Genomic DNA, 21,785 nt, shown 5'->3' with positions numbered 1-21,785 from the left:
AAACCATCGCGGCTTTAGTTGCCTGCCGCTTTTTCCAACGCCGGACGGATTGTGCTTTCGATCACGCGCTGAGTTATCGGCCCGGCAAAGCGCAGGATGATCGTGCCCTCACCATCGATCACATAGGTCTCGGGCACGCCATAAACGCCCCAATCCAATCCCATACGCCCCTGCTCGTCCCGGCCGATTCCGGCATAGGGGTCGCCCAGTTCGGTCAGGAAGGCTTCGGCGTTTGCCAGCTTGTCCTTGTAATTGACGCCGTAAACGGGGATGCCCTCATCTGACAGGGCCTGCAGGTTGGGATGTTCAACCCGGCACGGCGCGCACCAGCTGGCCCAATAGTTGACCAGCTTGACTTCTCCGTCCCGCAGCGTTGCGTCATCAAATCCCGTCTTTCCCGCGAATTCCGTCAGCACCACCGGCGGCGCGGGTTGGCCTTCGCGGGCCGACGGTAACGCGTTGGGGTCATCGCGGAACATGCCGATGCCCGCTAGAACGGCGAAAGCGCCAAAAATCAGCGGCGGCGCAATCATCAGGGGTGAGATTTTAGCCATTGCGCGTCATCCTTTGTTCGACCTTTTCCATCTCGGCCCGGACCTTGCGGCCACGTACGATGCTGAACACAATCAGCAGCGCCAGCAATCCGATCGAGGCCGCATAGGACCAGAGAACCGTATCGGCATATTTTCCGAGATCAGGGATCATCCGCTTACCCTTTCCCGCGCCAACAGCACCTTGACCCGGCGCGCGCGAATTTCCGTGCCCGTGCGGTACAAAACAAGAGCAATGAACAGCAGTACAAACCCGATGATGCACAGCAAAAGTGGGTAGAAATAGATATTGCTGACCTTCTCTTCGGTATCCGCCCCGGTCACGGCGGCGGCCCGCATCACGGATGCGCCCTGATGCAGCCCCTGATTCCAAAAATTCACGGCATAGCGGCTGAGCAGCGCAAAGACAGACCCGACCAGACACAGGACCGAGGTCAGATCGGCCGCCGTATCAGGGTCTTCGATAGCTTCCCAAAGTGCGACATAGCCCAAATAGAACAGGAACAGGATCAGGAACGAGGTCAGGCGCGGATCCCAGGCCCACCAGGTGCCCCACATTGGCTGCCCCCAGATCGCCCCGGTCGCCAGCGCGATCAGTGTCATCACAATACCCACTGGGGCCGCTGCACGCGCCGCCAGCGCGCTGACATGGTGGCGCCGCACAAGCCACACCAGCGAGGTCGCCAGCATCATCAGCCAGCAATTGATCGCCATCAGCGCAGCAGGCACATGCAGATAGATAATCTTGACCGTCGATCCCTGCTTGTAGTCATCCGGTGTGAAGAAGAACCCCCACACCAGCCCTACCACGATGCAGGCAAGCGATGATGCCCAGAAAAACGGCATCACCCGTTCACTGGTGGCAAGGAACTTGCGCGGATTGGCGTATTCCCAGAGGGCGTTGGCTTTGGCTGCGATAGACATGGGCCTTATCTAGTCCGAGTCGGGTTCGTTCTCAATTGACATCAATCAAAGTTTGACCACGTCAGCGAAGGTTAATGCGCAGCACCGCTGCGCTGGCAAAGGGCAAAAGGGCGATTGTCGCGGCGGTGATCCCCGCTAGCATAAACAGCGGGGTCTGGGTTTCCATCCCCGTCGCCCCACGGCGCGCGACTTCGGCCCCAAAGATCAGGGTCGGCACGTACAGCGGCAGGACCAGCAGGGATAGCAGCAATCCGCCACGTTTCAGGCCCACGGTCAGGGCCGCGCCAAAAGTGCCGATGACACTCATTGCCGGGGTGCCGATCAACAGCGATACGACCAGCCAGAAAAACCCCGGCACCGGCAGGTTCAGCAACACGCCCAGAAACGGAGCGGCCAGAACCAGTGGCAGGCCAGTGGTTAGCCAATGGGCCAGCGCCTTGATGGTCACTACCGCCTCCAACGGCAGCGGCGCGGTGGCCAATAGGTCAAGCGAGCCGTCCTCCCAATCCAGTGCAAGCAGGCGGTCCAGCGACAACAGACAGGCCAGCAGCGCGCCCAACCACAGAACACCCGGCGCGATGGTCGACAGCAGCGAGGATTGCGGCCCTACTGAAAATGGCACCAAAACAGTCACGATCAGAAAAAAAGCCAGACCGAGACCAAACCCCCCGCCCGCGCGGAAGGCCAGTTTCAGGTCACGCAGCAACAGGGCGATCACAGGAAGCCTCCGTCGAAATCTTCTATGGGTTTGGGTTTCGCCTTGTTGCGGCCGACATCCAGAACTTCTCCGTCCAGGCCAAGGTCGATATGAGTGGCGATCAGGGCCGAACCGCCCTGCCCCAGATGCGCGCGAACGGCATCAGCGAACATCTGCACTGCATTACGGTCCAGTGATACGGTGGGCTCATCCAGCATCCAGATTGGCCGCCCCGTGACCAGCATGCGCGCCAGACCCAACCGCCGTTTTTGCCCGGCCGACAGGTTGCCAGCATGGCGATCAGACAATTCGTTCAGCGCAAAGGCGTCTAGCGCGGGCTGAATTTCATAAGTGCCAAAGACCGAGGCCCAGAAGGTCAGATTCTCAACCACCGTCAATGTCGGCTTCAACCCGTCGGAATGCGAGGCATATGCGATCTGATCCTCAGCCCCGTCAATCTGCCCCGCCAGCGGCGGCTGCAATCCAGCCAGTGTGCGCAGCAAGGTCGTCTTACCGATCCCGTTCGGCCCGCGCAGAATCAACGCCTTGCCCGGCGGCAGAGCAAAGCTCAGCCCTTCAAGCACAGGAACGCCGCCACGGGCGATGGCCAGATCGGTCACAGTCAATGTCATGGGTCCCGCTTATCTCATTGCCGTCAGGCGCAAAAGGTGAGATTTGACGCAGGCCCTGCCGACAGATCAGACCGGCAATAAGGCCAGCGCAACGCGCCGCCCTTCGGACAACAACACGTTATACGTGCGGCACGCAGCCGGAGAGTTCATGATCTCAACTCCGATCCCGGCATTTTCCAGGGCCGTGCGCAGATCAGCAGGAATGTGATTCAGTTCAGCCCCTGTGCCGACGAACAAAACGTCCACGGTATCGGAAAGTTCCAGCAGCGGCGCGTTGTCCTCATACCCGTCCCAGGTCATTGTTCCGGCGGGGCCTGTCAGAACGGCTCCCTCATAAACCTGCCCACCGATCCGAAAAAAGCCCGGGCCATACCCGTCAACCGGGACTGCGTTGGTATAGGAAATCTCATTCAGGCGCATGGCCGTGTTCTAGCCCCAAAGCGGTAGGCCCGACAAGGCCGCAACCGCAATCGCCAGGTAAGCCGCAGCGCGATACAGCTTTTCATACGCGGGCCGGAACAACCAACCGCCCAGCCAGTTGCCCAGCAAATTGGGCACGGCCAATGCAAGACCCAATGCCGCCGCCGCCCAAGTGATCCGCTCCATCCCGGTCAGGAACCCAAGGAGGAGGAAATCGAACCCGAAGAGGAACAATAAAATCGTGGCGCGGATAACTTCGACCGGTATGGGGCGCGACATGTAAAACAGGATTACCGCCGGGCCGGGCAAGCCCGCCACGCCGCCCAGAAACCCGGCCGCTGCACCAATTCCCGCAACCATCCCCCGCCCAACATGGCCGTGATACCGCAAGCCAAGGATCAGCACGGCCAGCATAAACAACGCCAGCAGACTGACGGCATAGCGGAAAACCTCGGGTTCAACCTTGGTCAGCACCCATAACCCTACAGGAAGCAACAGCGCACAGCCCACCAACAGCCGCAACAGATCCTTGCGATGCACAACATGCCAAGCACGACGCAGGTTCGGCAATGGGCCGAAGATGTCCATTATGGTCAGGCCGATGATGGCTCCGAATGGACCAAGGAATGGTGTGGAAAGAGGAAGGAAAATCAGTGCGGTGCCGAATCCGGAAAACCCGCGAACAACGCCGCCGAGGAAAGCCGCTAAAATGATAACGGCCAGCCCCATTGGGGACTGGCCGAATATATCAGGCGTCGATGTTGGCAAACTGATTGCCCGCCGTATTGGACGGCTTGGACCAGTCGCGTTTGACCCCCAGCCACAGCAAGATGGTCGAAGCCACAAAGACCGAAGAATAGGTTCCCACGATCACACCCCAGATCATCGCAAAGACGAAACCTCGGATCACATCCCCACCCAACACGTAAAGCGAAATCAGCGCCAGTAGCGTGGTCACTGAGGTCATCACCGTCCGGCTGAGCGTTTCGTTGATCGAGATGTTCAGAACCTCTTTGAGATCTTTCTTCTTGTACTTCCGCAGGTTCTCACGCACGCGGTCGAACACGACCACAGTGTCGTTCAGCGAATAACCCACGATGGTCAGAAGCGCCGCGATAATGGCCAGATCGAACCGGATCTGTAGTTCCGAGAAAATACCGATGGTCAGAATCACGTCATGGACCAACGCGGCAACTGCTCCCAAAGCGAATTGCCATTCGAAGCGCAGCCAGATGTAGACCAGCACGGCGCCAATCGCCAAAACCACCGCGATCACGGCGGTCTGGATCAACTCACCGGAGACCTTCGGGCCGACGGATTCGACGGACACAAATTCTATATCCGGCGCTGCCACCTTCAGCGCCTCTTCCACGGCGGTAACCGTCGCGGCCGAGACGGCCTCGGCATCGGCTTGCGCCTGAATGCGGATCATGGCGACGTTTTCATCCGGCCCAAAGGTAGGGTCGAAAATCTCGGTGATGCTCACGTCGCCCAGCTCCAGCGGAGAGATCGCGTCGCGATAGGCGCCGACGTCGATTTCCTGTGCGGATTGGGTCCGGATCGTGGTCCCGCCACGGAAATCGATACCGAAGTTCAGCCCCTGCAGCATGAAAGACGTAAACGCCACGACCATCATCAGGGCCGAGATACCCAGCCAGACCTTCCAGCGGCTGAAGAAATCGAACGAGGTGTTCTGGGGTACGAGTTTCAGTCTCATGTCAAACCTCGATCATTTTCGGACGACGGCGTTCGAACCACATCACGATCATCAAACGCGTCACGAAGATCGCGGTAAAGACCGAGGTCAGAATACCCAAGCCCAGCGTAATCGCGAACCCGCGCACCGGCCCGCTGCCCATGGCAAACAGAATCACGGCGGTGATGAAAGTGGTAACGTTTGCGTCCAGAATAGCCGACAGGGCTTTTTCATAACCCAGCTCAATGGCACGCGCCGGGCCTCTGGCGGATTTCAGTTCTTCGCGGATACGCTCAAAAATCAGCACGTTGGCGTCCACCGCCATACCGACCGTCAGGACAATCCCCGCAATACCCGGCAGGGTCAGCGTGGCCCCGATCAGCGACAGCAGGCCGAACAGCAGCCCGACGTTGATGATCAGCGCAATGTTGGCAAACACGCCAAACAAACCATAGCTAAGCGCCATGAAGGTCAGCACCGCGACAAAGGCCACGATGGTTGCCACCTTACCAGCATCGATGCTGTCCTGCCCCAGTTCAGGACCGATGGTGCGTTCTTCAAGGAACTCCAGCCCCGCAGGCAATGCACCCGCTCGCAACAGAACCGCCAGATTGGTGCTTTCTTCAACGGTGAAGTTACCGGTGATGATACCCGACCCGCCCGGAATATGGCTTTGGATCACCGGGGCCGAGATCACCTCGTCATCCAATACAATCGCAAAGGGCGCGCCGATGTTTTCCAGCGTGTAGTCGCCAAACTTGCGTGCGCCGGACGTGTTGAACCGGAAGCTGACTGCCGGGCGACCGTTCTGGTCGAACGAAGGCTGCGCGTCGACCAGTTCCTCACCCGTCACAACCGGGGCGGATTCGATGATGTAATAAACGCCATCTTCGTCAATGGACGGGACGACCTCTTGCCCTATCCCCGGAACAGCGTCCGGGTCGGTGCCGCGACTGACGACCGAGTTGAAAGTCAGTTGAGCGGTGGTGCCGATGATCTCTTTCAGTTCACCTGCACTGCCAATGCCCGGCACCTGAATCAGGATGCGGTCTGCACCCTGACGCTGAATTGTAGGCTCTCGCGTTCCGACCTCGTCAATCCGGCGGCGGATGATTTCCAGAGCCTGCCGCACGGTGCGATCATCCGAGGCCAGCTTTTCGGCCTCAGACAACTGCACGACGATGGTGTCACCGTCTGCGCGAGCTTCGATATCAGTGGCACCAACACCGGTCAGCGTTTGCACTTGACGGGCCAGACCACGCACAACCTCCAGCGCGCGGGACATGCCCTCGGGCTGGCTGATGCGAACGCGAATCTCATCCGGTGCCGAATCCTGCCGGCGGATCGTACCAACAGTCGCGCGTTCATCGCGTAGCGCGTCACGGATTTCCGGCCACATCGCCTCCATCCGGGATTCGTAAACATCTTCGACCTTCACTTCGGCCAGCAGATGCGCACCACCCCGCAGATCAAGACCCAGATTGACCAGCGACGACGGCAACCAGCTGGGCCATTGTGCGGCCTGGGCCTGCATCTCGGGGGTGTCGATGCCAAGCTCAATCGCGGCTTTGGCATCGTTGGATTGCTCGACGCGCGTGTAAAACGCATTCGGCAGGGCCATCAGCAGACCGATCACACAGACCGACCAGATCAGAACCCGCTTCCAGGTATTAATTTGCAGCATTACCCTGCCTTTTCAAGGAATTGTCGCGCGAAGTTACTTCGCCGGTTCGGTCTTGTTCAGAACCTGCGCAATAGTCGACTTGACCACACGAACCTTGACGTTTTCGGCCAGTTCAACCTCGACTTCGTTCTCGCCTTCCTTGACTTTCGACACCTTGCCGATCAGACCGCCCTGGGTGACAACTTGATCACCCCGGCGCACGGCCTCGACCATGGCCTGATGTTGCTTCATCTTCTTCTGCTGCGGACGGATCAGCAGGAAATACATGATCGCGAAGATCAGGATCAGCGGGAGAAACTGGGCGAATGCGCCACCTTCCATGGGATATTCCTTTTGCTTTGGATTGCGGCACGGTTCCGCAAATTTGGCGGGAACCTATGCCCTGAGATGCGCCTTTGCAAGCAAAGGCGGTGCTGTGACCCACCTGAACCTGATCCCAACGCATGAACTCGCGTCAAAGCGTTGCAGATATGTCCTAGCCAGAGGCCTGAACTCAGCTATAGTCAAACCTGAGGAGGGACAATGACAGCTCGTTACAAACCATTCCAATCGTTGACGCTTTTGCTGTCATTGCTGACCTTGATTTTGTGTCTTGCAGCACCGCTTGGGGCACAGGAAACGCCCGCCGATATCGTTGAACCAGAGGCCGAGGAAACAGACAGTTTCAAAGCCCCCGTCATCGTGGACGGCGATATGCTGTTCTTCCTGCGCGGCTCTAGCGCCCTGCCCGCGCCGGAACGGGCGGAAAGTGTCCAGAACAAGATCATCGAGGTTGCCGAGGCCTCAGAAGACCCCTCGGTCGACATTTCATTCGAAGAGACCGAGCTTGGCATCCGAATTCGCGCGGATGGTGTGATCGTGTCCATTGTGACCGTGGCAGATGCTGATCTGGACCAGATGGAGCTGGATGTTCTCAGCTTCCTACACGGTCAGGCCATCGAAGAAGCCATCCTTGCCTATCGAGCTAATCGCACGGAACAGGCCCGCGTATCCGGCGCGATCGAAGCCGCAGCCTGGACACTTGGGTTTGCCGTTTTCATCGTTGCGATCCTTTGGCTGCATCGTAGGATCAGACGGCGCACGCTGAAATTTGTCAAACGCCACTTGCGGGATGTGGAAACCGCCACGGCCAAAAGCGTTCAGGCCGAGGCGATTGCCGCACTGGTAAGGTATGGTCTGAATTTCGTTCTGCTCATTATCTTCTTCCTGGGCTTCTACTACTACCTGTCCTTTGTTCTGCTCGCCTTTGCCGAAACCCGCTATTTTGCGCAATTGCTACTGACCTACCTGACCGAACCGGTTCTGCTGATCTTCAAAGGCATTCTCTCTTACATCCCCAACATGATCATGCTGGCCCTGATCACCTGGGTCACGATGTACATCATCAAGGGCATGCGCGTGTTCTTTGATGCCGTTGAGGCAGGGTCGTTCGATATGGGCGATTTCGAGAAGCACTGGGTCAACCCGACCTTCAATATCGCCCGCGTCGTCGTCATCCTCATCGCGCTGGTTTTCGCCGTTCCTTACATTCCGGGGTCGGATTCGGCCGCGTTTCAGGGCCTGACCATATTGGTTGGCGCTATGCTATCGCTGGGGGCGAATTCGGTCGTGTCCAACATGCTGGCTGGATTATTCGTTATCTACCGCCGCTCAACCTCGATCGGGGACCGTATTCAGATCGGGGACCACATTGGCGATGTGGTGCAGATCAAGCTAATGGAAACCCACCTGAAATCCATCAAGAATGAGCTGATATCGATCCCCAATGCGCAATTGATGAATTCGGATGTCGTGAATTTTTCAAAGAAAACAGATGGTAGTGGGCTTTTACTGCACACCACAGTCGGCATCGGATACGAGGAGCCACCTGAGAAGGTCGAGGCTATGCTGATCGAAGCCGCCAAGCGCACCAAGGGGATCAAAGCCAAGCCCGAGCCGTTCGTGTTGTGGACTGCACTGGCCGACTACGCGATAAATTATCAGATCAATGGCTATACGACGCGGGGCAGTATCATCCCCAAAATCCGCTCGGATCTGCACCGCAACATCGTGGCGGTGTTCAACGAAAACAACGTGCAGATCATGACGCCGTCTTACATGGCCGATCCGCCCGAACCGAAGATACCCGTCGAAGAATGGGACGGGCATCTGGCGCATGAAACACACGAGGACACCAATAAGTCGTAACCGGTGCTACACCCTGCCTTTCAGATGGTGCATAAGCGATCCTAGTGATTCACGCATTAAGGATCTGAACCATGCACGACATCCGCGCCATTCGCGAAAACCCTGACGCCTTCGACGCCGCCCTGGCGCGCCGTGGGGATGCGCCGGTGTCGTCAGATGTGCTGCGGCTGGACGAAAGCCGCCGGGCCAAGATTCTGGCCGCCGAAACCGCTCAGGCGGAGCAGAACAAGGCCAGCAAAGAGGTCGGTGCCGCCAAAGCGCGCGGGGACGAAGATGAATTCCAGCGTCTGCGCGCATTGGTGTCTGAGAAAAAGACCGAAATCGCCCGCATGCAGAACGAGGCTAAGGATCTGGACGCGCTGCTAACCGACCAACTGGCGCGCATCGCCAACCTGCCCGCCGAGGATGTGCCGCAAGGTGTGGATGAGAACGACAATGTCGAGGTGAACCGTTGGGGCACCCCACGCGAACTCGATTTTGCTCCGAAAGAACACTTCGACATTCCCGCCGTCGCCGCTGCGATGGACTTTGAAACCGCCGCCAAGACCAGCGGCAGCCGTTTTGTAAACCTGTCGAAGGGTGTCGCGCGTATCCACCGTGCGCTGGCCCAGTTCATGCTGGACACCCATATCGACAAGAACGGCCTGACCGAGATGCAGACTCCGGTTCTGGTCCGCGATGAGGCGATGTACGGCACTGATAAACTGCCGAAATTCGGCGATGACAGCTATCAGACCACCAATGGCTGGTGGCTGATCCCCACATCCGAAGTGACGCTGACCTATTCAGTGGCCGGTGACATTCTGGACGAAACCGCCCTGCCCATCCGCATGACCGCCCACACGGCCTGTTTCCGGTCCGAGGCCGGCAGCGCGGGCAAGGACACCGCCGGGATGCTACGCCAGCACCAGTTTGAAAAGGTCGAAATGGTTTCGATCACGCATCCCGACAAGTCGGATGAGGAACAGAAACGCATGCTGCGCTGCGCCGAGGACCTGTTGGAGCAAATGGGCATCCCCTACCGCACCGTCGTTCTGTGTACGGGCGACATGGGTTTTGGCGCGCGCCGCACCTTTGATATCGAGGCTTGGCTGCCCGGGCAGGACACGTACCGTGAGATCAGCTCGGTCTCGACAACCGGTGCTTTCCAAGCCCGCCGCATGAACGCACGTTTCCGCCCCGAAGGTGGCGGTAAGCCGGAATATGTCCACACCCTGAACGGTTCTGGGCTGGCGGTTGGACGCTGCCTGATTGCGGTTCTGGAAAATGGACAGAACGAGGATGGCACCGTGACCCTTCCCGAAGTGCTGGCGCCATACCTGGGCGGCAAACGAACACTGCAGCTGGACGGCACGCTGGCATAAAAAAACCGGCACCCGCATTGCGTAGTGCCGGTCTTGCAGAGCGTAAGGCGAAGGAGGATTACTTCTTCGCCTTTTTCTTACCCTTCTTCTTTTTGTCTTTCTTGGGCTGGTCTTTTTTCTTACCGCCCTTCTTGGACTGATCTTTTTTCTTACCGTCCTTCTTGGACTTTTTGTCCTTCTTGGCCTTGGCCTTCACCTTGTCCTTGGCCTTTGAGATCGCGGCCTCCATTTCTTGCAGCTTTTTGGCGGCCTTTTCGGCCTTGGCCTTGGCTTTCGCCTTCTTGCGCGCCTTGGCTTCCGCGGCGGCTTTTTCCTCGGCAGCTTTGCGCGCGGCCTCTTCGGCACGTCTCTCGGCAGCGGCGGCTGCGACGGTTTTCCGGGCGGCAGGCCTGCGCGTCGCAGGTTTGCGCGCGGGCGCGCGTCTGGCAGTCTTGGCCGCAGTTGGCTTTTTGGCTGCAGGTTTTGCCGCAGCCGCTTTCGCTGCGGGCTTGGTTGCAATCGCCTCTTTCGCCGCGGCGATCAACAGAGGCGCGCTAGAGGCACCAATTCGGGGAACCTTGACCAGGTCGGCAGGGTTGGCTTTGGCAAGGGCTTCAGCGGTTTTGTACCCATTGGCGATCAGCGCCTGCCCAAGCGCCTTTCCTACACCTTTAACATCGGTCACTGCGGTCATTACTAAGCCTTCCTTTCTCTCCCTACATTTTCAATTGAATGCACGCTGGGCCCAGACGCCTACTAATCTGCGAGCAGTTTCGGCTACGTCTTTGCGTCAATTGCCGTGAGCCAGAGTGCCGGGTCTATCCTCTTTGGGGAATGGCACGAGACGCTTGGCATCTTCGTCCCAGAGTTTCAAATTCAGCGCCGCCACCGCCTCGGGGAACTTGATCCGACGCGGGGTGAATTCAGGCGGCAGGTTATAGTGGCACGCCCGCAGCCGATAGGATGGAATACGGGCGTTGAAATGGTGGATGTCGTGCAGCGTGATACACGCCACCGCATTGTCGAACCACCAACCAAAATCCAAAGCAGAAGACCCCTGCAAGGCTGCCAATTGCGGATCAAGGTCCGGACGGCGGTCCCAATACGTATCTTCGAAATTATGCTGCAGGTAGACCAGGAACACACCCAGCATCCCCCCCAGCAACGAGAACACCAGCCAGACCAGAATACCGGTCGTGCCCGCGATCAGATAAAGCAGCCCCAGGAAGATCACGATCGACAGATTGTGCAGCAGAACTCCGGTCACACCAAACCGTACCGTGTTTTTGGGCCAGCGGTAGCGAATGAAGTAGGTGAAAAGCGCACCAACCGGAACCAGAATGAACGGGTTGCGGTAAAGCCGGTAGAACAAACGCTTTTTCCAGTCTGCAGCGTTCCATTCCCGCAGGGTCATCGTGTGAATCTCACCCGTTTCGCGGTGTTCCAAATTACCGATCCCCGAATGGTGCAGGTTGTGGTTCTGCTTCATCACTTCGAACGGCGCAAAGGTGAAGGGCGACAAACCGTGCCCGGCCCATTCATTCTGCTCGCGGGTCTCAAACAGGGAATGGTGGCCGCAATCATGTTGCAAAACGTAAAGACGCACAGCTGAAAAGGCGAACACGATCCCAGCAGGGATCATGATGTACCAGCGGTCGACAAAGATAATTGCCAGCGTCAGCGACGCGAAATAAACGGCGAAGGTCCCAAAATAGCTTAGCGCGGCCAGCCGATTGTCCTGTACCGCATATTGTCGCGTATATTCCCGCAAATTCATTCAGCCTGTCCCCACGTTTGGCCCAACTAATATCACCACGAAACTATTTGCGTTTTGCTTGTAATCAAGCAGCGCGCACAAAAAACAGATGCACACAGGCGAATGCTAGCCTGCGGCAGCGGGACTGTCACGCCTTTCAGCCGAAAGTGCTGAAGATTGGCGCAGTTACGCGCGACCTTTGAGATGTTTGGCCAGAGCGCCCGCGTTTTTCTTGCGTCGCCCCTTATAGGGATTTTTGTCACCCTGCCCACGCAATGTCAGGCGGATAGGCGACCCGGGCATATCGAAATCCTCGCGCAGGCCATTCACCAAATAGCGGGTGTAGCTGTCTGGCATCTTGTCGGGATGTGAACACATCACCACAAATCCAGGGGGACGGGTCTTGGCCTGAGTCATATAGCGCAGCTTGATCCGGCGGCCCTGCGGGGCTGGCGGCGGGTGCTGCTCCAGCATGGCCGTCAGCCAGCGGTTCAGTGCTGCTGTGGGTACACGACGGTTCCAAACGTCATGCGCACGCAGGATGGCAGCGCGCAGACGTTCCAGCCCCCGACCAGTCTTGGCAGATACGGTGATCAGCGGTGCGCCACGCAATTGCGGCAACAGACGATCAAAGGACTCTTTCAGATCGCGCAGCTTTTCCTGCTTGTTCTCTTCGATATCCCATTTGTTAACTGCGACAACGACGGCGCGGCCTTCGCGCTCGGCCAGATCAGCGATGCGCAGGTCCTGCTGTTCAAACGGAATGGCTGCGTCCAACAACACCACCACGACCTCGGCAAATTTTACGGCGCGCAGACCGTCGGACACCGAAAGCTTTTCCAGCTTTTCCTGCACCTTAGCCTTCTTGCGCATGCCCGCCGTGTCGAAAATCCGCATCGGGGTGCTGTCGCCATCGGGATCGGCCCAGTCAATCCGCAGGCTGATCGCATCGCGGGTGATACCAGCCTCGGGGCCGGTCAACAGGCGATCTTCGCCGATGATCTTGTTGATCAGTGTGGACTTTCCGGCATTTGGCCGCCCGACTACCGCAACCTGCAGCGGCTTGGCGGCTGTGATCAGCGGCGCCTCGCCCTCGCCGTCTTCGTCCAGTTCGATATCGGTTTGCGGGGCATCATCCTCGGCCTGCTCAGCCGCGGCATCTGCCAGCGGCATGAGTTGCGCATAAAGGTCTGTCATCCCCTCGCCGTGTTCACCCGACAGGCGCACGGGCTCACCCAGACCCAGATTATACGCCTCAAGCACACCCGCATCCGCCGCGCTTCCTTCGGCCTTGTTGGCGGCAAGGATCACATGTTTCGAGCGTTTGCGCAGGATCTCGGCGAACATCTCGTCCGTTGGGGTTAACCCCACCCGCGCGTCGATCATGAACAGGCAGACATCGGCCATATCCACCGCGCGTTCGGTCAGCCGACGCATCCGTCCCTGCAGGCTGTCATCAGTCGCGTCCTCAAGACCCGCTGTGTCGATTACGGTAAAGCGCAGATCGCCCAGACGCCCTTCGCCCTCGCGCAGGTCGCGCGTCACGCCGGGCTGGTCGTCGACCAGGGCCAAGCGTTTGCCCACAAGGCGGTTGAACAGAGTGGATTTGCCCACATTCGGGCGCCCCACGATGGCGAGGGTCAGCGACATGATACTCAACTTTCAAGACTCAGACGCGCCCTTTAGCGCATCTTGCGATCAACGGAAAGCGTGTAGATCACCTTTGGTCGAAACGACATACAACGTCTGCCCGGCCACTACCGGGGCCGTGGTGGCGCCGCCGGGAACCTCGACGCTGTTGACCAGCGTGCCGTCGACCGGGTTAAAGAATCGCAGGAAACCGTCATTCGACGCGACAACGATGCGCCCACCGGCCAGGATCGGGCCATAGTGCGCAACGATTGGACCACGGCGCTTGGGCTTGTCCTTGACAAAACCGGGCAAATCCTGCGCCCAGATGATCGAACCGTCTGCCCTGTTCAACCGGACCAACTGACTGCGGTCACTGATCAGAAACAGGCTATCACCCGCAGGCCATGCCGTATCCACAGCCCCCTCATCCGCCGTCCAGATTCGTTCGCCCGAGGTGGCGTTAAATGCCACGGTGCGGCCCGAGTGATTACCGATATAAATCGTATCGCCTACTACCATGGGTCCACCGGTCACATCCACGATCTGTGCGGCCGCACGCCCCCGACGCCCGCCCGCGACCGAAGCGTTCCAGCGCCCGATACCACCCTTGCGGAAAGACGCGGAAATATCGCCCGAACCAAAGGCAAAGACGGCAAACTCCTGTGCAATCACAGGGGCCGGAGCCCCCAGAACATTGCCCACGCTTGGCGTACCCTGAACTTGCCACGCGATGCGGCCGTCCTTGGTGTTCACGGCCCAGCCGGTTTCATCACCTGCTACCAGATACAACAAACCATCATTGACCAAAGGTGCGCCGTTTCCTGGGGCATTCAGGCGTTTTTGCCATTTGGTCGCCCCAGTTTTCGCATCCAACGCCGTCAGACGCCCAAACCCGGACGACACGTAAAGCACACCATTGGCATAGGCCAATCCGCCGCCGGTCGCGTCCGCGTCGCCATCATTGGCCGGGATAAGATTCTTGCTCCAGGCCACCTGTCCCTGCGGTGTAACCGCGGAAACGGTCGCGCCTGCATCCAGCGTATAAATCAGGCCACCGGCCACAACAGCTTCTGCGGTGATGCGACGCTTGCGCGAATCCCCATCCCCGATCGAGGTCGACCACACACGCTGAGGCGTCGCGCGCAGTGCCGCGTTGCCGGTGCGAAATGCGGGCGTCCCGGCGCTTTGCGACCAATTGGCGTTGGCTTTTTGCGCAGGCAGGCTGATCGGTTTCGAACCCTGGGTTACCAAAGTCACGTTGTCAGAGGTGGGCCGAATGTCTTCACGGGCACCTGGCAGGATGACCTCGGGTTCCTCACATGCGGCAAGAACACTCAGCGATAGGGCCGCAGCCGTCAATCCAATGCGGGAGAAAAGACTTGTCACCATGATACTCCGAACTCGCCTGTCATTCTAATTGCCGCCGGTTCAGCCCTGCTGGGCCACCAGTGGTTCCGGTTCGCCGCCAAGCGCGACAATCAGTTGCGCGGCGCGTTGCTGAAGGTCCACGCCAATCTCGGCGTCCTGCCGCATCGCCTGTAGACGCTCGATTGCTGCGTCCGCATTCCCCTCGGCGACATCAATCAGTGCAAGTTGTTCTTCGGCCAACAAGCGCAGCGGTGCGCCCGGCGCAGACAGCGCTTCGAACTGCTGACGGCGATCCGCCACGGGCAAAGTGTCACTTTGCAGCAGCAGAGCCTTGAATGTAGCAATCGCACGATAAATTTCCGGCAGATCACCCTGAACAGCGATGGCGTTCAGGCTGTCCACAGCCTCTTGCCGCGACCCGGCCTCAACCTGCGACGAAGACAACAACATGTTCAGAACCGCATCACCGCCGGGTGTTACCGCATCAATGCTGGCCAGGCTGCTTGCACGTTCGGCCGAGTCATTCTGCGCAAGCGCGCTGAGAATCTCGTCACCCAGCTTTTCAGCCTGACCGGTGGTACGGGCCTTGCGAACCTCGTTAAACGCGGCCCCGCCAACGATGAGAACCACGGCCAGAACGCCGATCCAGCCCCAACGACGCAGCAGCAGATACAGGCGATCACGGCGAACCTCTTCGGTCACCTCATCAATAAAACTGTCGACGTCGCTCATCCCTGCTCCCTGGGCTGTCACATTTTCTATGGCGCCATGTCATACCCCGGCGACCTTGCCAAGCCAAGGGCCGGAATTCGCACATTTTCGCGGCGTCACGCTGCCCTTGCGAAAAAAAGTGAACCGAACTATTCAGTTTAGTGTAGAAAACGCGCGTGCCTGCCCCCACTTTTAAACATGCACGCCGAAGGACAATCGGCAAAGAATTTTTAGAGAGGCCCCGTATGCGATTGATTTCATTCGTGAATGCGATTCTGGTGATTGCCGCGTTATTCCTTTTGGTCTTTGAACGCGACGCATTGTTTGCATTTGCCGGTCGCGGCGACTCTGAAACAGATACGTCATCCGAAGTAGAATCTGTATCCGATCCCCAGACGGCGCAGAATACAATCGGTGTGGTCGTCTTGCGCTCTTCCGCAAGGGAAATTGACAGCGCCGTGTTGTTGCGCGGCCAGACCAGAGCCAATCGCCAGGTCGAAGTTCTGGCCGAAACAACATCGACCGTGATTTCGGAACCCAAGCGCAAGGGTGCGTTCGTCGAAGCGGGCGACCTGCTGTGCGAGCTTGACCCAGGCACCCGCCCCGCCAGCCTGGCCGAGGCTATGGCCGCCAAACTTGAAGCCGAAAGCCGCATCCCCGAGGCCGAAGCTCGCCTGGAAGAGGCGCATGCCCTGGTTGCTGAGGCGCAAATCAACCTGACGGCCGCACAGAAACTGTCGGAAACCGGGTTTGGGTCGGAAACGCGACGGATTTCCAGCGAAGCCGCGATGCGCTCTGCCGAAGCGGGCGTCAAAACCGCCGAGGCCGGACTGGAGGCCACCCGCGCCGGGATCGAAGCCGCCACTGCCGAGGTCAAAGCCGCCCAGCGCGAGATTGACCGTCAGACCATCGAAGCCCCATTCAAGGGCCTGCTGGAAAGCGATACCGCCGAACTGGGCAGCCTGATGCAGCCCGGATCGCTGTGTGCGACCGTGATTCAATTGAACCCGATCAAGCTGGTGGGGTTCGTGCCCGAAACGGATGTAAACAAGATCATCGTCGGTTCGGAAGCATCGGCGCGCCTGATCACGGGTCTTGAGGTCAAAGGCCGCGTGACTTTTCTGAGCAGGTCGGCGGATGAAACGACCCGCACCTTCGAAGTTGAAATCACCGTTCCAAACCCGGAACTGGCCATTCGCGATGGTCAGACGGCCAATATCCGTATAGCCGCCGACGGGGCAAAGGCCCATCTGCTGCCGCAATCCGCCCTGACCTTGAACAACGAAGGGCAGATCGGTGTGCGCACGGTCGGCGCTGACCAGATCGTGGAATTCATGCCGATTCTGCTATTGCGCGACACCGCAGAAGGCGTCTGGGTTGATGGGCTACCGGAAACCTCTGATGTCATTGTGATCGGCCAGGAATTCGTGACGCAAGGCGTTAAGGTCGAACCAACCTACCAGGAAGCTGCACAATGACAGGATTGGTTGCATGGGCCGCCCACAGGGCCCGTATGGTGTTGGCCTTCATCGCTATCTCGCTGATTGTCGGCGGGTTTGCATATGTCAGCCTGCCTAAAGAGGGTGAACCGGATATCGAAATCCCGGCGCTTTTCGTCTCGGTCCAATTTCCCGGCATTTCCGCCGAGGATTCTGAGAACCTTCTGATCAAGCCGATGGAGACTGAACTGGCAGATCTGGACGGTCTCAAGGAAATGACCGCCACTGCTGCCGAAGGGTATGCCGGTATCGCGCTGGAGTTCGAATTCGGCTGGGATAAGACCGCGATCATGGCGGATGTACGCGACGCGATGAACAGCGCTCAGGCCGATTTCCCTGAAGGGGCTGAGCAGTATTCGCTTTTCGAGATTAACTTTTCAGAATTCCCTATCGTCATCGTCAACCTAACTGGCGCAGTCCCCGAGCGAACAATGGCGCGTATCGCCAAAGACTTGCAGGACGATCTTGAATCGCTGGATTCCGTTCTGGAAGCCGGGATTGCGGGCAACCGAGACGAATTGCTCGAGGTGATTATCGATCCACTCCGGCTGGAGGCTTACAACGTCTCGGCCGACGAATTGATCACAGTTGTCCAAAACAACAACCAGCTGATCGCTGCTGGTGAGGTGGATTCAGCACAAGGCACCTTCTCGGTCAAAATCCCGTCTTCATTCAAAACCGCTGAAGATGTCTACAGCCTACCCGTCAAGGTCAATGGCGACCGCGTGGTGACGATGGGTGAGCTTGCGCAGATCAACTATACTTTCGAAGACCGTGAAGGCACCGCGCGGTTTGACAACCAGTCCACGGTGGCACTTCAGGTGGTCAAACGCAAAGGCTACAACCTGATCGACACAGTGGACGACGTCAAAGCGACTCTTGCAGCAGCGCAAGAGAAATGGCCCGCCGAATTGCAGGCCGCCGTAGATGTTGGCACCTCGAACGACCAAAGCCGCATTGTCGATTCGATGGTGCGTCAGCTTGAAGGTTCGGTCCTAACCGCGATCGCGCTGGTGATGATCGTCGTTCTGGCCTCGCTGGGTACGCGCGCTGCGCTGTTGGTCGGGTTTGCAATCCCAACCTCGTTCCTGCTGAGCTTTGCTTTTCTTGCGGTCATGGGCGTCACCATCTCGAACATGGTGATGTTCGGGCTGATCCTTGCGGTGGGGATGCTGGTCGACGGTGCTATTGTTGTGGTTGAATACGCAGACAAGCGCATCAAAGAAGGCATCGGCCCGATGCACGCCTATGTCGAGGCGGCGCAGCGGATGTTCTGGCCCATCGTGTCCTCGACCGCGACGACGCTGTGTGCCTTCCTGCCGATGCTGTTCTGGCCCGGCGTGCCCGGCGAATTCATGAAGATGCTGCCGATCACGTTGATCTTCGTTCTGTCCTCTTCGCTGATCGTGGCGCTGATCTACCTGCCGGTCGTCGGCGGCGTATCCGGACGAATGAGCCGCACGTTCGATCGAACTTCGAATTGGCTGCGCAGTGTGGCCCCGTGGTGGGTTCGCGCAATTATGGTCCCCCCATCGCTGTACATGATCTTCTTGGGCGCGATGCAGATGCTGAACCCTGACTATCTGCTGCCCGGGGGCGTGCTGTCGGGTGCCTTGCTGTTCGTCTTCGGTGGCTTTGCAGGGTCGGTGACCCTGAGCGCCGCCAAAATCGAGCGGCAAAAGCAAGAACGCGTCCACACAGCGCGTGAACACTCTGTGTTCGGTTATCTGATAAAGTTCCTGGTCGGCAACCCGGTCATGCCGCTCGTATCAATCATGGCAGTCGGTTTTTGCGTCTGGCAGGTGATGTCGTACTACGGAGAAAACAACCGCGGCGTTGAGTTCTTTGTCGAAACCGAACCGGAACAGGCCACGGCCTATGTCCGCGCACGGGGCAACCTGTCATTGCAGGAAAAAGACGCGATGGTGTTGGCCGCCGAAGAGGTAATAGGCGCACACCCAGCCGTAACCAACGTGTTCGCTTTTGCCGGTGAAGGCGGCCTGAACCAGAACAACGGCGGTGCCGAAGCTCCGGCGGATACCGTCGGTCGTGTGCAGTTCGAAATCACTCCGTGGGAGGACCGCCCAACGCTGACCGAACCCGCGTTTTTCGGTCTGTTCGATCGCGAAATCATCGCCCCGGAGTACGACGGTGATTTCGTTCTAGACGAGTTGAATGCAGAACTTGCCAAACTGCCTGGTTTCATCGTGGAAATCCTGCCGCTGGAACAGGGTCCGGCCTCAGCTAAACCTGTGCATCTGCGTATCAAAGGCGACGGTTGGGAGGAATTGACCACAGCGACCGAAGCCGCGCGGGCTGTGTTTGACGAAACGCCCGGTCTGATCAAGATCGAAGACACCATGCCCCTGCCCGGCATCGACTGGCAGATCGACGTGGACGTCGCCAAGGCCGGACGTTTCGGGGCTGATGTCGCCACGGTTGGCGCAATGGTACAGTTGGTCACCCGTGGCATTCTTCTCGGCGAGATGCGTCCGGACAACACCGATGAAGAAGTCGAGATTCGCGTGCGCCTGCCTGAACAGGACCGAGTTTTGTCCACATTGGATTCGCTCAAGGTCCGCACCCCTGACGGGCTAGTGCCGCTGTCCAACTTTGTCACCCGCCAACCGGTGGCCAAGCTGGCCGAGATCAACCGGATCGACCAGCAGCGTTACTATGACGTCAAAGCAGATGTCGAGCCGGGCCTGTCCAAGGTGATAGTCGACGGCCCTGACGGAACCGAACAGAGACTGGCCGTTGTGCGTGCGGTCGAAGAAGGCGCGGACGCCAACGGGACAACCATCACCAGCTCCGATGGCACGGTATTTGAGCTGTTCCAACTAACCGGTGCCGAAACCGTCGAGGACTTGCGCACAGCTATTGCGGAAGAAGGGGCGCGGTTCGCGCTGGTCAACCCGAATGAACGGATCGCAGTGCTGACGGAATGGCTAAACACCAGCCCCTTCTCGAACACGATAGCCTGGGAGTGGACCGGCGATCAGGAGGATCAAGAGGAATCCGGGGCCTTCCTGCAAAGCGCTTTCCTGGGTGCTTTGGGCCTGATGTTCGTGATCCTGCTGGCGCAGTTCAACTCGTTCTACAACTCGGTACTGGTGCTGCTGGCGGTTGTTCTGTCGACCACCGGGGTTCTGATCGGAATGATCGTTATGGGGCAACCGTTCTCTATCATCATGACCGGCACGGGCATCGTGGCGCTGGCAGGGATCGTTGTGAACAACAACATCGTTCTGATCGACACCTATCAGGAATACAGCCGCTACATGCCCCGGATCGAAGCCATCATCCGCACGGCTGAGGCGCGTATCCGTCCGGTTCTGCTGACCACATTGACCACGATGGCTGGTCTGACACCCATGATGTTCGGCCTGTCGCTGGACTTCATCAATGGTGGTTATTCGATCAACAGCCCCACCGCGTTGTGGTGGAAGCAGCTGGCCACGGCGGTGGTCTTCGGATTGGGCATTGCGACGGTTCTGACGCTGATCGTGACGCCTTCACTGTTGGCGTTGCGCGTTTGGGTTTCGACCTACACGATATGGCTGGGCCGGGCACTGGCGCGCGCGACGTCCGGTCGATCCAGCCAATTGGCGCAGGATATGGCGATTGGCAAAGCCGTCCGTCAGGCACAAGCGACCGAGGTGGTCTGGGGCGACGAAACGCCCCCTGCGTCCAAAGATGCCCAAGCGCCCAAACATCCGCCGGGATCACCCCTAAAAGCGGCAGAATAAAAGAATGGCGAGCCCAACGGTTCGCCATTTTTCGTTTCAGACAGGCTTAGTCAGTAAAGACGTATTCACCCAGATCGCACAGGTCTACGCCGTAATCCTCGGCGCTGGACCCGTCGGAAAACGCGCCGCGAATATCATAGACGCAGGTGGTCAGACCGTCAGCAATCAACACGTCTGCTTCGTATCCCGGCGCGATGTAATCGCCTTGCAGCAAGTTTGCTTCGCATTCATTGGACGCACTTGCCGAGACATTGAATTCGACCAGATCGACGCTGCTTTCATTACCCAGCAAAAATACCAGATCCTCGGCGAAGGCGGTCGACGCGAACAGCGACGCCAGAACGATCGGCGCAGCAAAGAACTTCTTCATTAGTGTTTCCCTGATTTATTGCCCAACACCACTCGGTTGGTACTGCCCGTCATAACGGAGCAATATCATCGGTCAATCGGCAATCACCCACAGTCAGAGCGCTGGTCGTAGCGCAAGACTTAGTTGCAAAAAAATCTTGTCAGAAGGAGCGGGTCACTTGGACAGACGTGTCCATTTCTGGTGCCCGCACACAACATGCTCGCATCCGCGCACGGTCAGAGTGTCTCCGCTCAGCGTCATTTGCGGGACCACATCCACATTGACCATGGGAATCCAGAAATCACCGCCGCCATATTTGCCGCCCCCTTCGCTGGCCACATCCCAGAATAGTTTTTTGCCGATATTGGGGGTCTGCACCTCTTTCCCAGATTTGTCATAGGCCGATTGAATCTGACCACAGAACTTGTCTCCGCAGGCAGATATCTGGATATGCGAAATCAGGTTCTTGCGATCCGGTTCGGTTTTCCAGACACCGACAATGGGATCAGCCGCCGCCATCACTGGCATCAGCACGGCAATAAAGACCGGAACAACAGAGGTTCTTTTCAATCTGCGCATCAAACCAA

21 protein-coding genes are annotated in these 21,785 nt (G+C 58.3%); 4 read left to right on the top strand and 17 right to left on the bottom strand.

Going from position 1 to position 21,785, the window contains the following annotated elements; all coding sequences use genetic code 11:
* Nucleotides 1-14: 14 nt before the first annotated feature.
* The 10 genes from ACR0AJ_RS06275 to yajC all read right to left on the bottom strand — a co-directional run bounded on the left by ACR0AJ_RS06275 (nucleotide 15) and on the right by yajC (nucleotide 6,925).
* The gene (locus ACR0AJ_RS06275; protein WP_480647065.1) at nucleotides 15-554 is read right to left on the bottom strand and encodes a DsbE family thiol:disulfide interchange protein; all 540 of its coding nucleotides are present in this window, start codon (nucleotides 552-554) and stop codon (nucleotides 15-17) included.
* Nucleotides 547-705 (bottom strand): heme exporter protein CcmD, encoded by a 159-nt coding sequence (gene ccmD, locus ACR0AJ_RS06270; protein WP_170349104.1) that lies wholly within the window; start codon nucleotides 703-705, stop codon nucleotides 547-549. Before ccmD ends, ACR0AJ_RS06275 begins: the two co-directional genes overlap by 8 nt.
* Nucleotides 702-1,475: a heme ABC transporter permease gene (locus ACR0AJ_RS06265; protein ID WP_170349105.1), complete on the bottom strand. Its 774-nt coding sequence runs from the start codon at nucleotides 1,473-1,475 to the stop codon at nucleotides 702-704. The genes ccmD and ACR0AJ_RS06265 overlap by 4 nt, the downstream gene beginning before the upstream one ends.
* Before the next feature lie 61 nt (nucleotides 1,476-1,536).
* Complete coding sequence (gene ccmB, locus ACR0AJ_RS06260) at nucleotides 1,537-2,193, bottom strand: heme exporter protein CcmB (protein WP_480647067.1); 657 nt, start codon at nucleotides 2,191-2,193, stop codon at nucleotides 1,537-1,539.
* Entirely contained in the window at nucleotides 2,190-2,804 is a 615-nt protein-coding gene (gene ccmA, locus ACR0AJ_RS06255) for a heme ABC exporter ATP-binding protein CcmA (protein ID WP_170359062.1), read from the bottom strand. The genes ccmB and ccmA overlap by 4 nt, the downstream gene beginning before the upstream one ends.
* 66 nt (nucleotides 2,805-2,870) lie before the next feature.
* Nucleotides 2,871-3,224, bottom strand: coding sequence for an Mth938-like domain-containing protein (locus ACR0AJ_RS06250; RefSeq protein WP_170349108.1), 354 nt, complete (start codon nucleotides 3,222-3,224; stop codon nucleotides 2,871-2,873).
* Nucleotides 3,225-3,233: 9 nt separating this feature from the next.
* On the bottom strand, nucleotides 3,234-3,992 hold the full coding sequence (locus ACR0AJ_RS06245; RefSeq protein WP_254440176.1) for a sulfite exporter TauE/SafE family protein: 759 nt from the start codon (nucleotides 3,990-3,992) through the stop codon (nucleotides 3,234-3,236).
* The gene (secF, locus tag ACR0AJ_RS06240; protein ID WP_170349109.1) at nucleotides 3,973-4,941 is read right to left on the bottom strand and encodes a protein translocase subunit SecF; all 969 of its coding nucleotides are present in this window, start codon (nucleotides 4,939-4,941) and stop codon (nucleotides 3,973-3,975) included. The genes ACR0AJ_RS06245 and secF overlap by 20 nt, the downstream gene beginning before the upstream one ends.
* 1 nt (nucleotide 4,942) lies before the next feature.
* Complete coding sequence (secD, locus tag ACR0AJ_RS06235) at nucleotides 4,943-6,604, bottom strand: protein translocase subunit SecD (RefSeq protein WP_170349110.1); 1,662 nt, start codon at nucleotides 6,602-6,604, stop codon at nucleotides 4,943-4,945.
* A 33-nt stretch (nucleotides 6,605-6,637) separates the two neighbouring features.
* Nucleotides 6,638-6,925 carry a preprotein translocase subunit YajC gene (yajC, locus tag ACR0AJ_RS06230; protein WP_058280646.1) on the bottom strand — a complete coding sequence of 96 codons (288 nt, stop codon included), beginning with the start codon at nucleotides 6,923-6,925 and terminating at the stop codon, nucleotides 6,638-6,640.
* 201 nt (nucleotides 6,926-7,126) lie between these two features.
* On the opposite strand from yajC, the gene ACR0AJ_RS06225 reads away from it, so the two are divergent.
* Entirely contained in the window at nucleotides 7,127-8,791 is a 1,665-nt protein-coding gene (locus ACR0AJ_RS06225) for a mechanosensitive ion channel family protein (protein WP_480647070.1), read from the top strand.
* A gap of 71 nt (nucleotides 8,792-8,862) precedes the next feature.
* A complete protein-coding gene (gene serS, locus ACR0AJ_RS06220; protein WP_170359072.1) occupies nucleotides 8,863-10,155 on the top strand; it encodes a serine--tRNA ligase in 1,293 nt (430 codons plus the stop codon).
* A gap of 58 nt (nucleotides 10,156-10,213) precedes the next feature.
* On the opposite strand, the gene ACR0AJ_RS06215 is transcribed toward serS, so the two are convergent.
* From ACR0AJ_RS06215 to ACR0AJ_RS06195, 5 genes are all read right to left on the bottom strand, one after another.
* Complete coding sequence (locus ACR0AJ_RS06215) at nucleotides 10,214-10,828, bottom strand: helix-hairpin-helix domain-containing protein (protein WP_480740377.1); 615 nt, start codon at nucleotides 10,826-10,828, stop codon at nucleotides 10,214-10,216.
* Between the two features lie 96 nt (nucleotides 10,829-10,924).
* A complete protein-coding gene (locus tag ACR0AJ_RS06210) occupies nucleotides 10,925-11,911 on the bottom strand; it encodes a fatty acid desaturase (protein WP_170349114.1) in 987 nt (328 codons plus the stop codon).
* Between the two features lie 165 nt (nucleotides 11,912-12,076).
* Nucleotides 12,077-13,540 (bottom strand): ribosome biogenesis GTPase Der, encoded by a 1,464-nt coding sequence (gene der / locus ACR0AJ_RS06205; RefSeq protein ID WP_170349115.1) that lies wholly within the window; start codon nucleotides 13,538-13,540, stop codon nucleotides 12,077-12,079.
* A 48-nt stretch (nucleotides 13,541-13,588) separates the two neighbouring features.
* A complete protein-coding gene (locus ACR0AJ_RS06200; RefSeq protein WP_480661620.1) occupies nucleotides 13,589-14,911 on the bottom strand; it encodes a PQQ-like beta-propeller repeat protein in 1,323 nt (440 codons plus the stop codon).
* Nucleotides 14,912-14,950: 39 nt separating this feature from the next.
* On the bottom strand, nucleotides 14,951-15,622 hold the full coding sequence (locus ACR0AJ_RS06195) for a hypothetical protein (protein ID WP_170349117.1): 672 nt from the start codon (nucleotides 15,620-15,622) through the stop codon (nucleotides 14,951-14,953).
* A 224-nt stretch (nucleotides 15,623-15,846) separates the two neighbouring features.
* Here ACR0AJ_RS06195 and ACR0AJ_RS06190 point away from each other — a divergent pair, with 224 nt between their 5' ends.
* Both ACR0AJ_RS06190 and ACR0AJ_RS06185 read left to right on the top strand, forming a co-directional pair.
* The gene (locus ACR0AJ_RS06190; RefSeq protein ID WP_170349118.1) at nucleotides 15,847-17,079 is read left to right on the top strand and encodes an efflux RND transporter periplasmic adaptor subunit; all 1,233 of its coding nucleotides are present in this window, start codon (nucleotides 15,847-15,849) and stop codon (nucleotides 17,077-17,079) included.
* A complete protein-coding gene (locus ACR0AJ_RS06185) occupies nucleotides 17,076-20,849 on the top strand; it encodes an efflux RND transporter permease subunit (RefSeq protein WP_480740375.1) in 3,774 nt (1,257 codons plus the stop codon). The genes ACR0AJ_RS06190 and ACR0AJ_RS06185 overlap by 4 nt, the downstream gene beginning before the upstream one ends.
* Nucleotides 20,850-20,895: 46 nt before the next feature.
* Here ACR0AJ_RS06185 and ACR0AJ_RS06180 read toward each other — a convergent pair whose 3' ends face one another.
* On the bottom strand, nucleotides 20,896-21,219 hold the full coding sequence (locus ACR0AJ_RS06180) for a hypothetical protein (protein WP_480740373.1): 324 nt from the start codon (nucleotides 21,217-21,219) through the stop codon (nucleotides 20,896-20,898).
* Between the two features lie 153 nt (nucleotides 21,220-21,372).
* Nucleotides 21,373-21,777, bottom strand: a complete 405-nt coding sequence (locus tag ACR0AJ_RS06175) for a DUF2147 domain-containing protein (RefSeq protein WP_480637068.1) — start codon at nucleotides 21,775-21,777, stop codon at nucleotides 21,373-21,375.
* Between the last annotated feature and the right edge of the window lie 8 nt (nucleotides 21,778-21,785).

Source organism: Ruegeria sp. CJ9 (genome assembly GCF_056536625.1).
Note: the sequence above shows the minus strand (reverse complement) of the source record. Positions and strands in the feature narration are given on the sequence as shown.

What these genes read in the sequence shown, in the direction of transcription:
- ACR0AJ_RS06210 (WP_170349114.1), bottom strand. Translation starts at nt 11,911, where the DNA reads ATGAATTTGCGGGAATATACGCGACAATATGCGGTACAGGACAATCGG.
- ACR0AJ_RS06190 (WP_170349118.1), top strand. Translation starts at nt 15,847, where the DNA reads ATGCGATTGATTTCATTCGTGAATGCGATTCTGGTGATTGCCGCGTTA.
- secF (WP_170349109.1), bottom strand. Translation starts at nt 4,941, where the DNA reads ATGAGACTGAAACTCGTACCCCAGAACACCTCGTTCGATTTCTTCAGC.
- ACR0AJ_RS06200 (WP_480661620.1), bottom strand. Translation starts at nt 14,911, where the DNA reads ATGGTGACAAGTCTTTTCTCCCGCATTGGATTGACGGCTGCGGCCCTA.
- ACR0AJ_RS06250 (WP_170349108.1), bottom strand. Translation starts at nt 3,224, where the DNA reads ATGCGCCTGAATGAGATTTCCTATACCAACGCAGTCCCGGTTGACGGG.
- ACR0AJ_RS06275 (WP_480647065.1), bottom strand. Translation starts at nt 554, where the DNA reads ATGGCTAAAATCTCACCCCTGATGATTGCGCCGCCGCTGATTTTTGGC.
- ACR0AJ_RS06180 (WP_480740373.1), bottom strand. Translation starts at nt 21,219, where the DNA reads ATGAAGAAGTTCTTTGCTGCGCCGATCGTTCTGGCGTCGCTGTTCGCG.
- ACR0AJ_RS06195 (WP_170349117.1), bottom strand. Translation starts at nt 15,622, where the DNA reads ATGAGCGACGTCGACAGTTTTATTGATGAGGTGACCGAAGAGGTTCGC.
- ccmA (WP_170359062.1), bottom strand. Translation starts at nt 2,804, where the DNA reads ATGACATTGACTGTGACCGATCTGGCCATCGCCCGTGGCGGCGTTCCT.
- yajC (WP_058280646.1), bottom strand. Translation starts at nt 6,925, where the DNA reads ATGGAAGGTGGCGCATTCGCCCAGTTTCTCCCGCTGATCCTGATCTTC.
- ACR0AJ_RS06225 (WP_480647070.1), top strand. Translation starts at nt 7,127, where the DNA reads ATGACAGCTCGTTACAAACCATTCCAATCGTTGACGCTTTTGCTGTCA.
- ccmD (WP_170349104.1), bottom strand. Translation starts at nt 705, where the DNA reads ATGATCCCTGATCTCGGAAAATATGCCGATACGGTTCTCTGGTCCTAT.
- ACR0AJ_RS06215 (WP_480740377.1), bottom strand. Translation starts at nt 10,828, where the DNA reads ATGACCGCAGTGACCGATGTTAAAGGTGTAGGAAAGGCGCTTGGGCAG.
- der (WP_170349115.1), bottom strand. Translation starts at nt 13,540, where the DNA reads ATGTCGCTGACCCTCGCCATCGTGGGGCGCCCGAATGTGGGCAAATCC.
- ACR0AJ_RS06185 (WP_480740375.1), top strand. Translation starts at nt 17,076, where the DNA reads ATGACAGGATTGGTTGCATGGGCCGCCCACAGGGCCCGTATGGTGTTG.
- serS (WP_170359072.1), top strand. Translation starts at nt 8,863, where the DNA reads ATGCACGACATCCGCGCCATTCGCGAAAACCCTGACGCCTTCGACGCC.
- ACR0AJ_RS06265 (WP_170349105.1), bottom strand. Translation starts at nt 1,475, where the DNA reads ATGTCTATCGCAGCCAAAGCCAACGCCCTCTGGGAATACGCCAATCCG.
- secD (WP_170349110.1), bottom strand. Translation starts at nt 6,604, where the DNA reads ATGCTGCAAATTAATACCTGGAAGCGGGTTCTGATCTGGTCGGTCTGT.
- ACR0AJ_RS06175 (WP_480637068.1), bottom strand. Translation starts at nt 21,777, where the DNA reads ATGCGCAGATTGAAAAGAACCTCTGTTGTTCCGGTCTTTATTGCCGTG.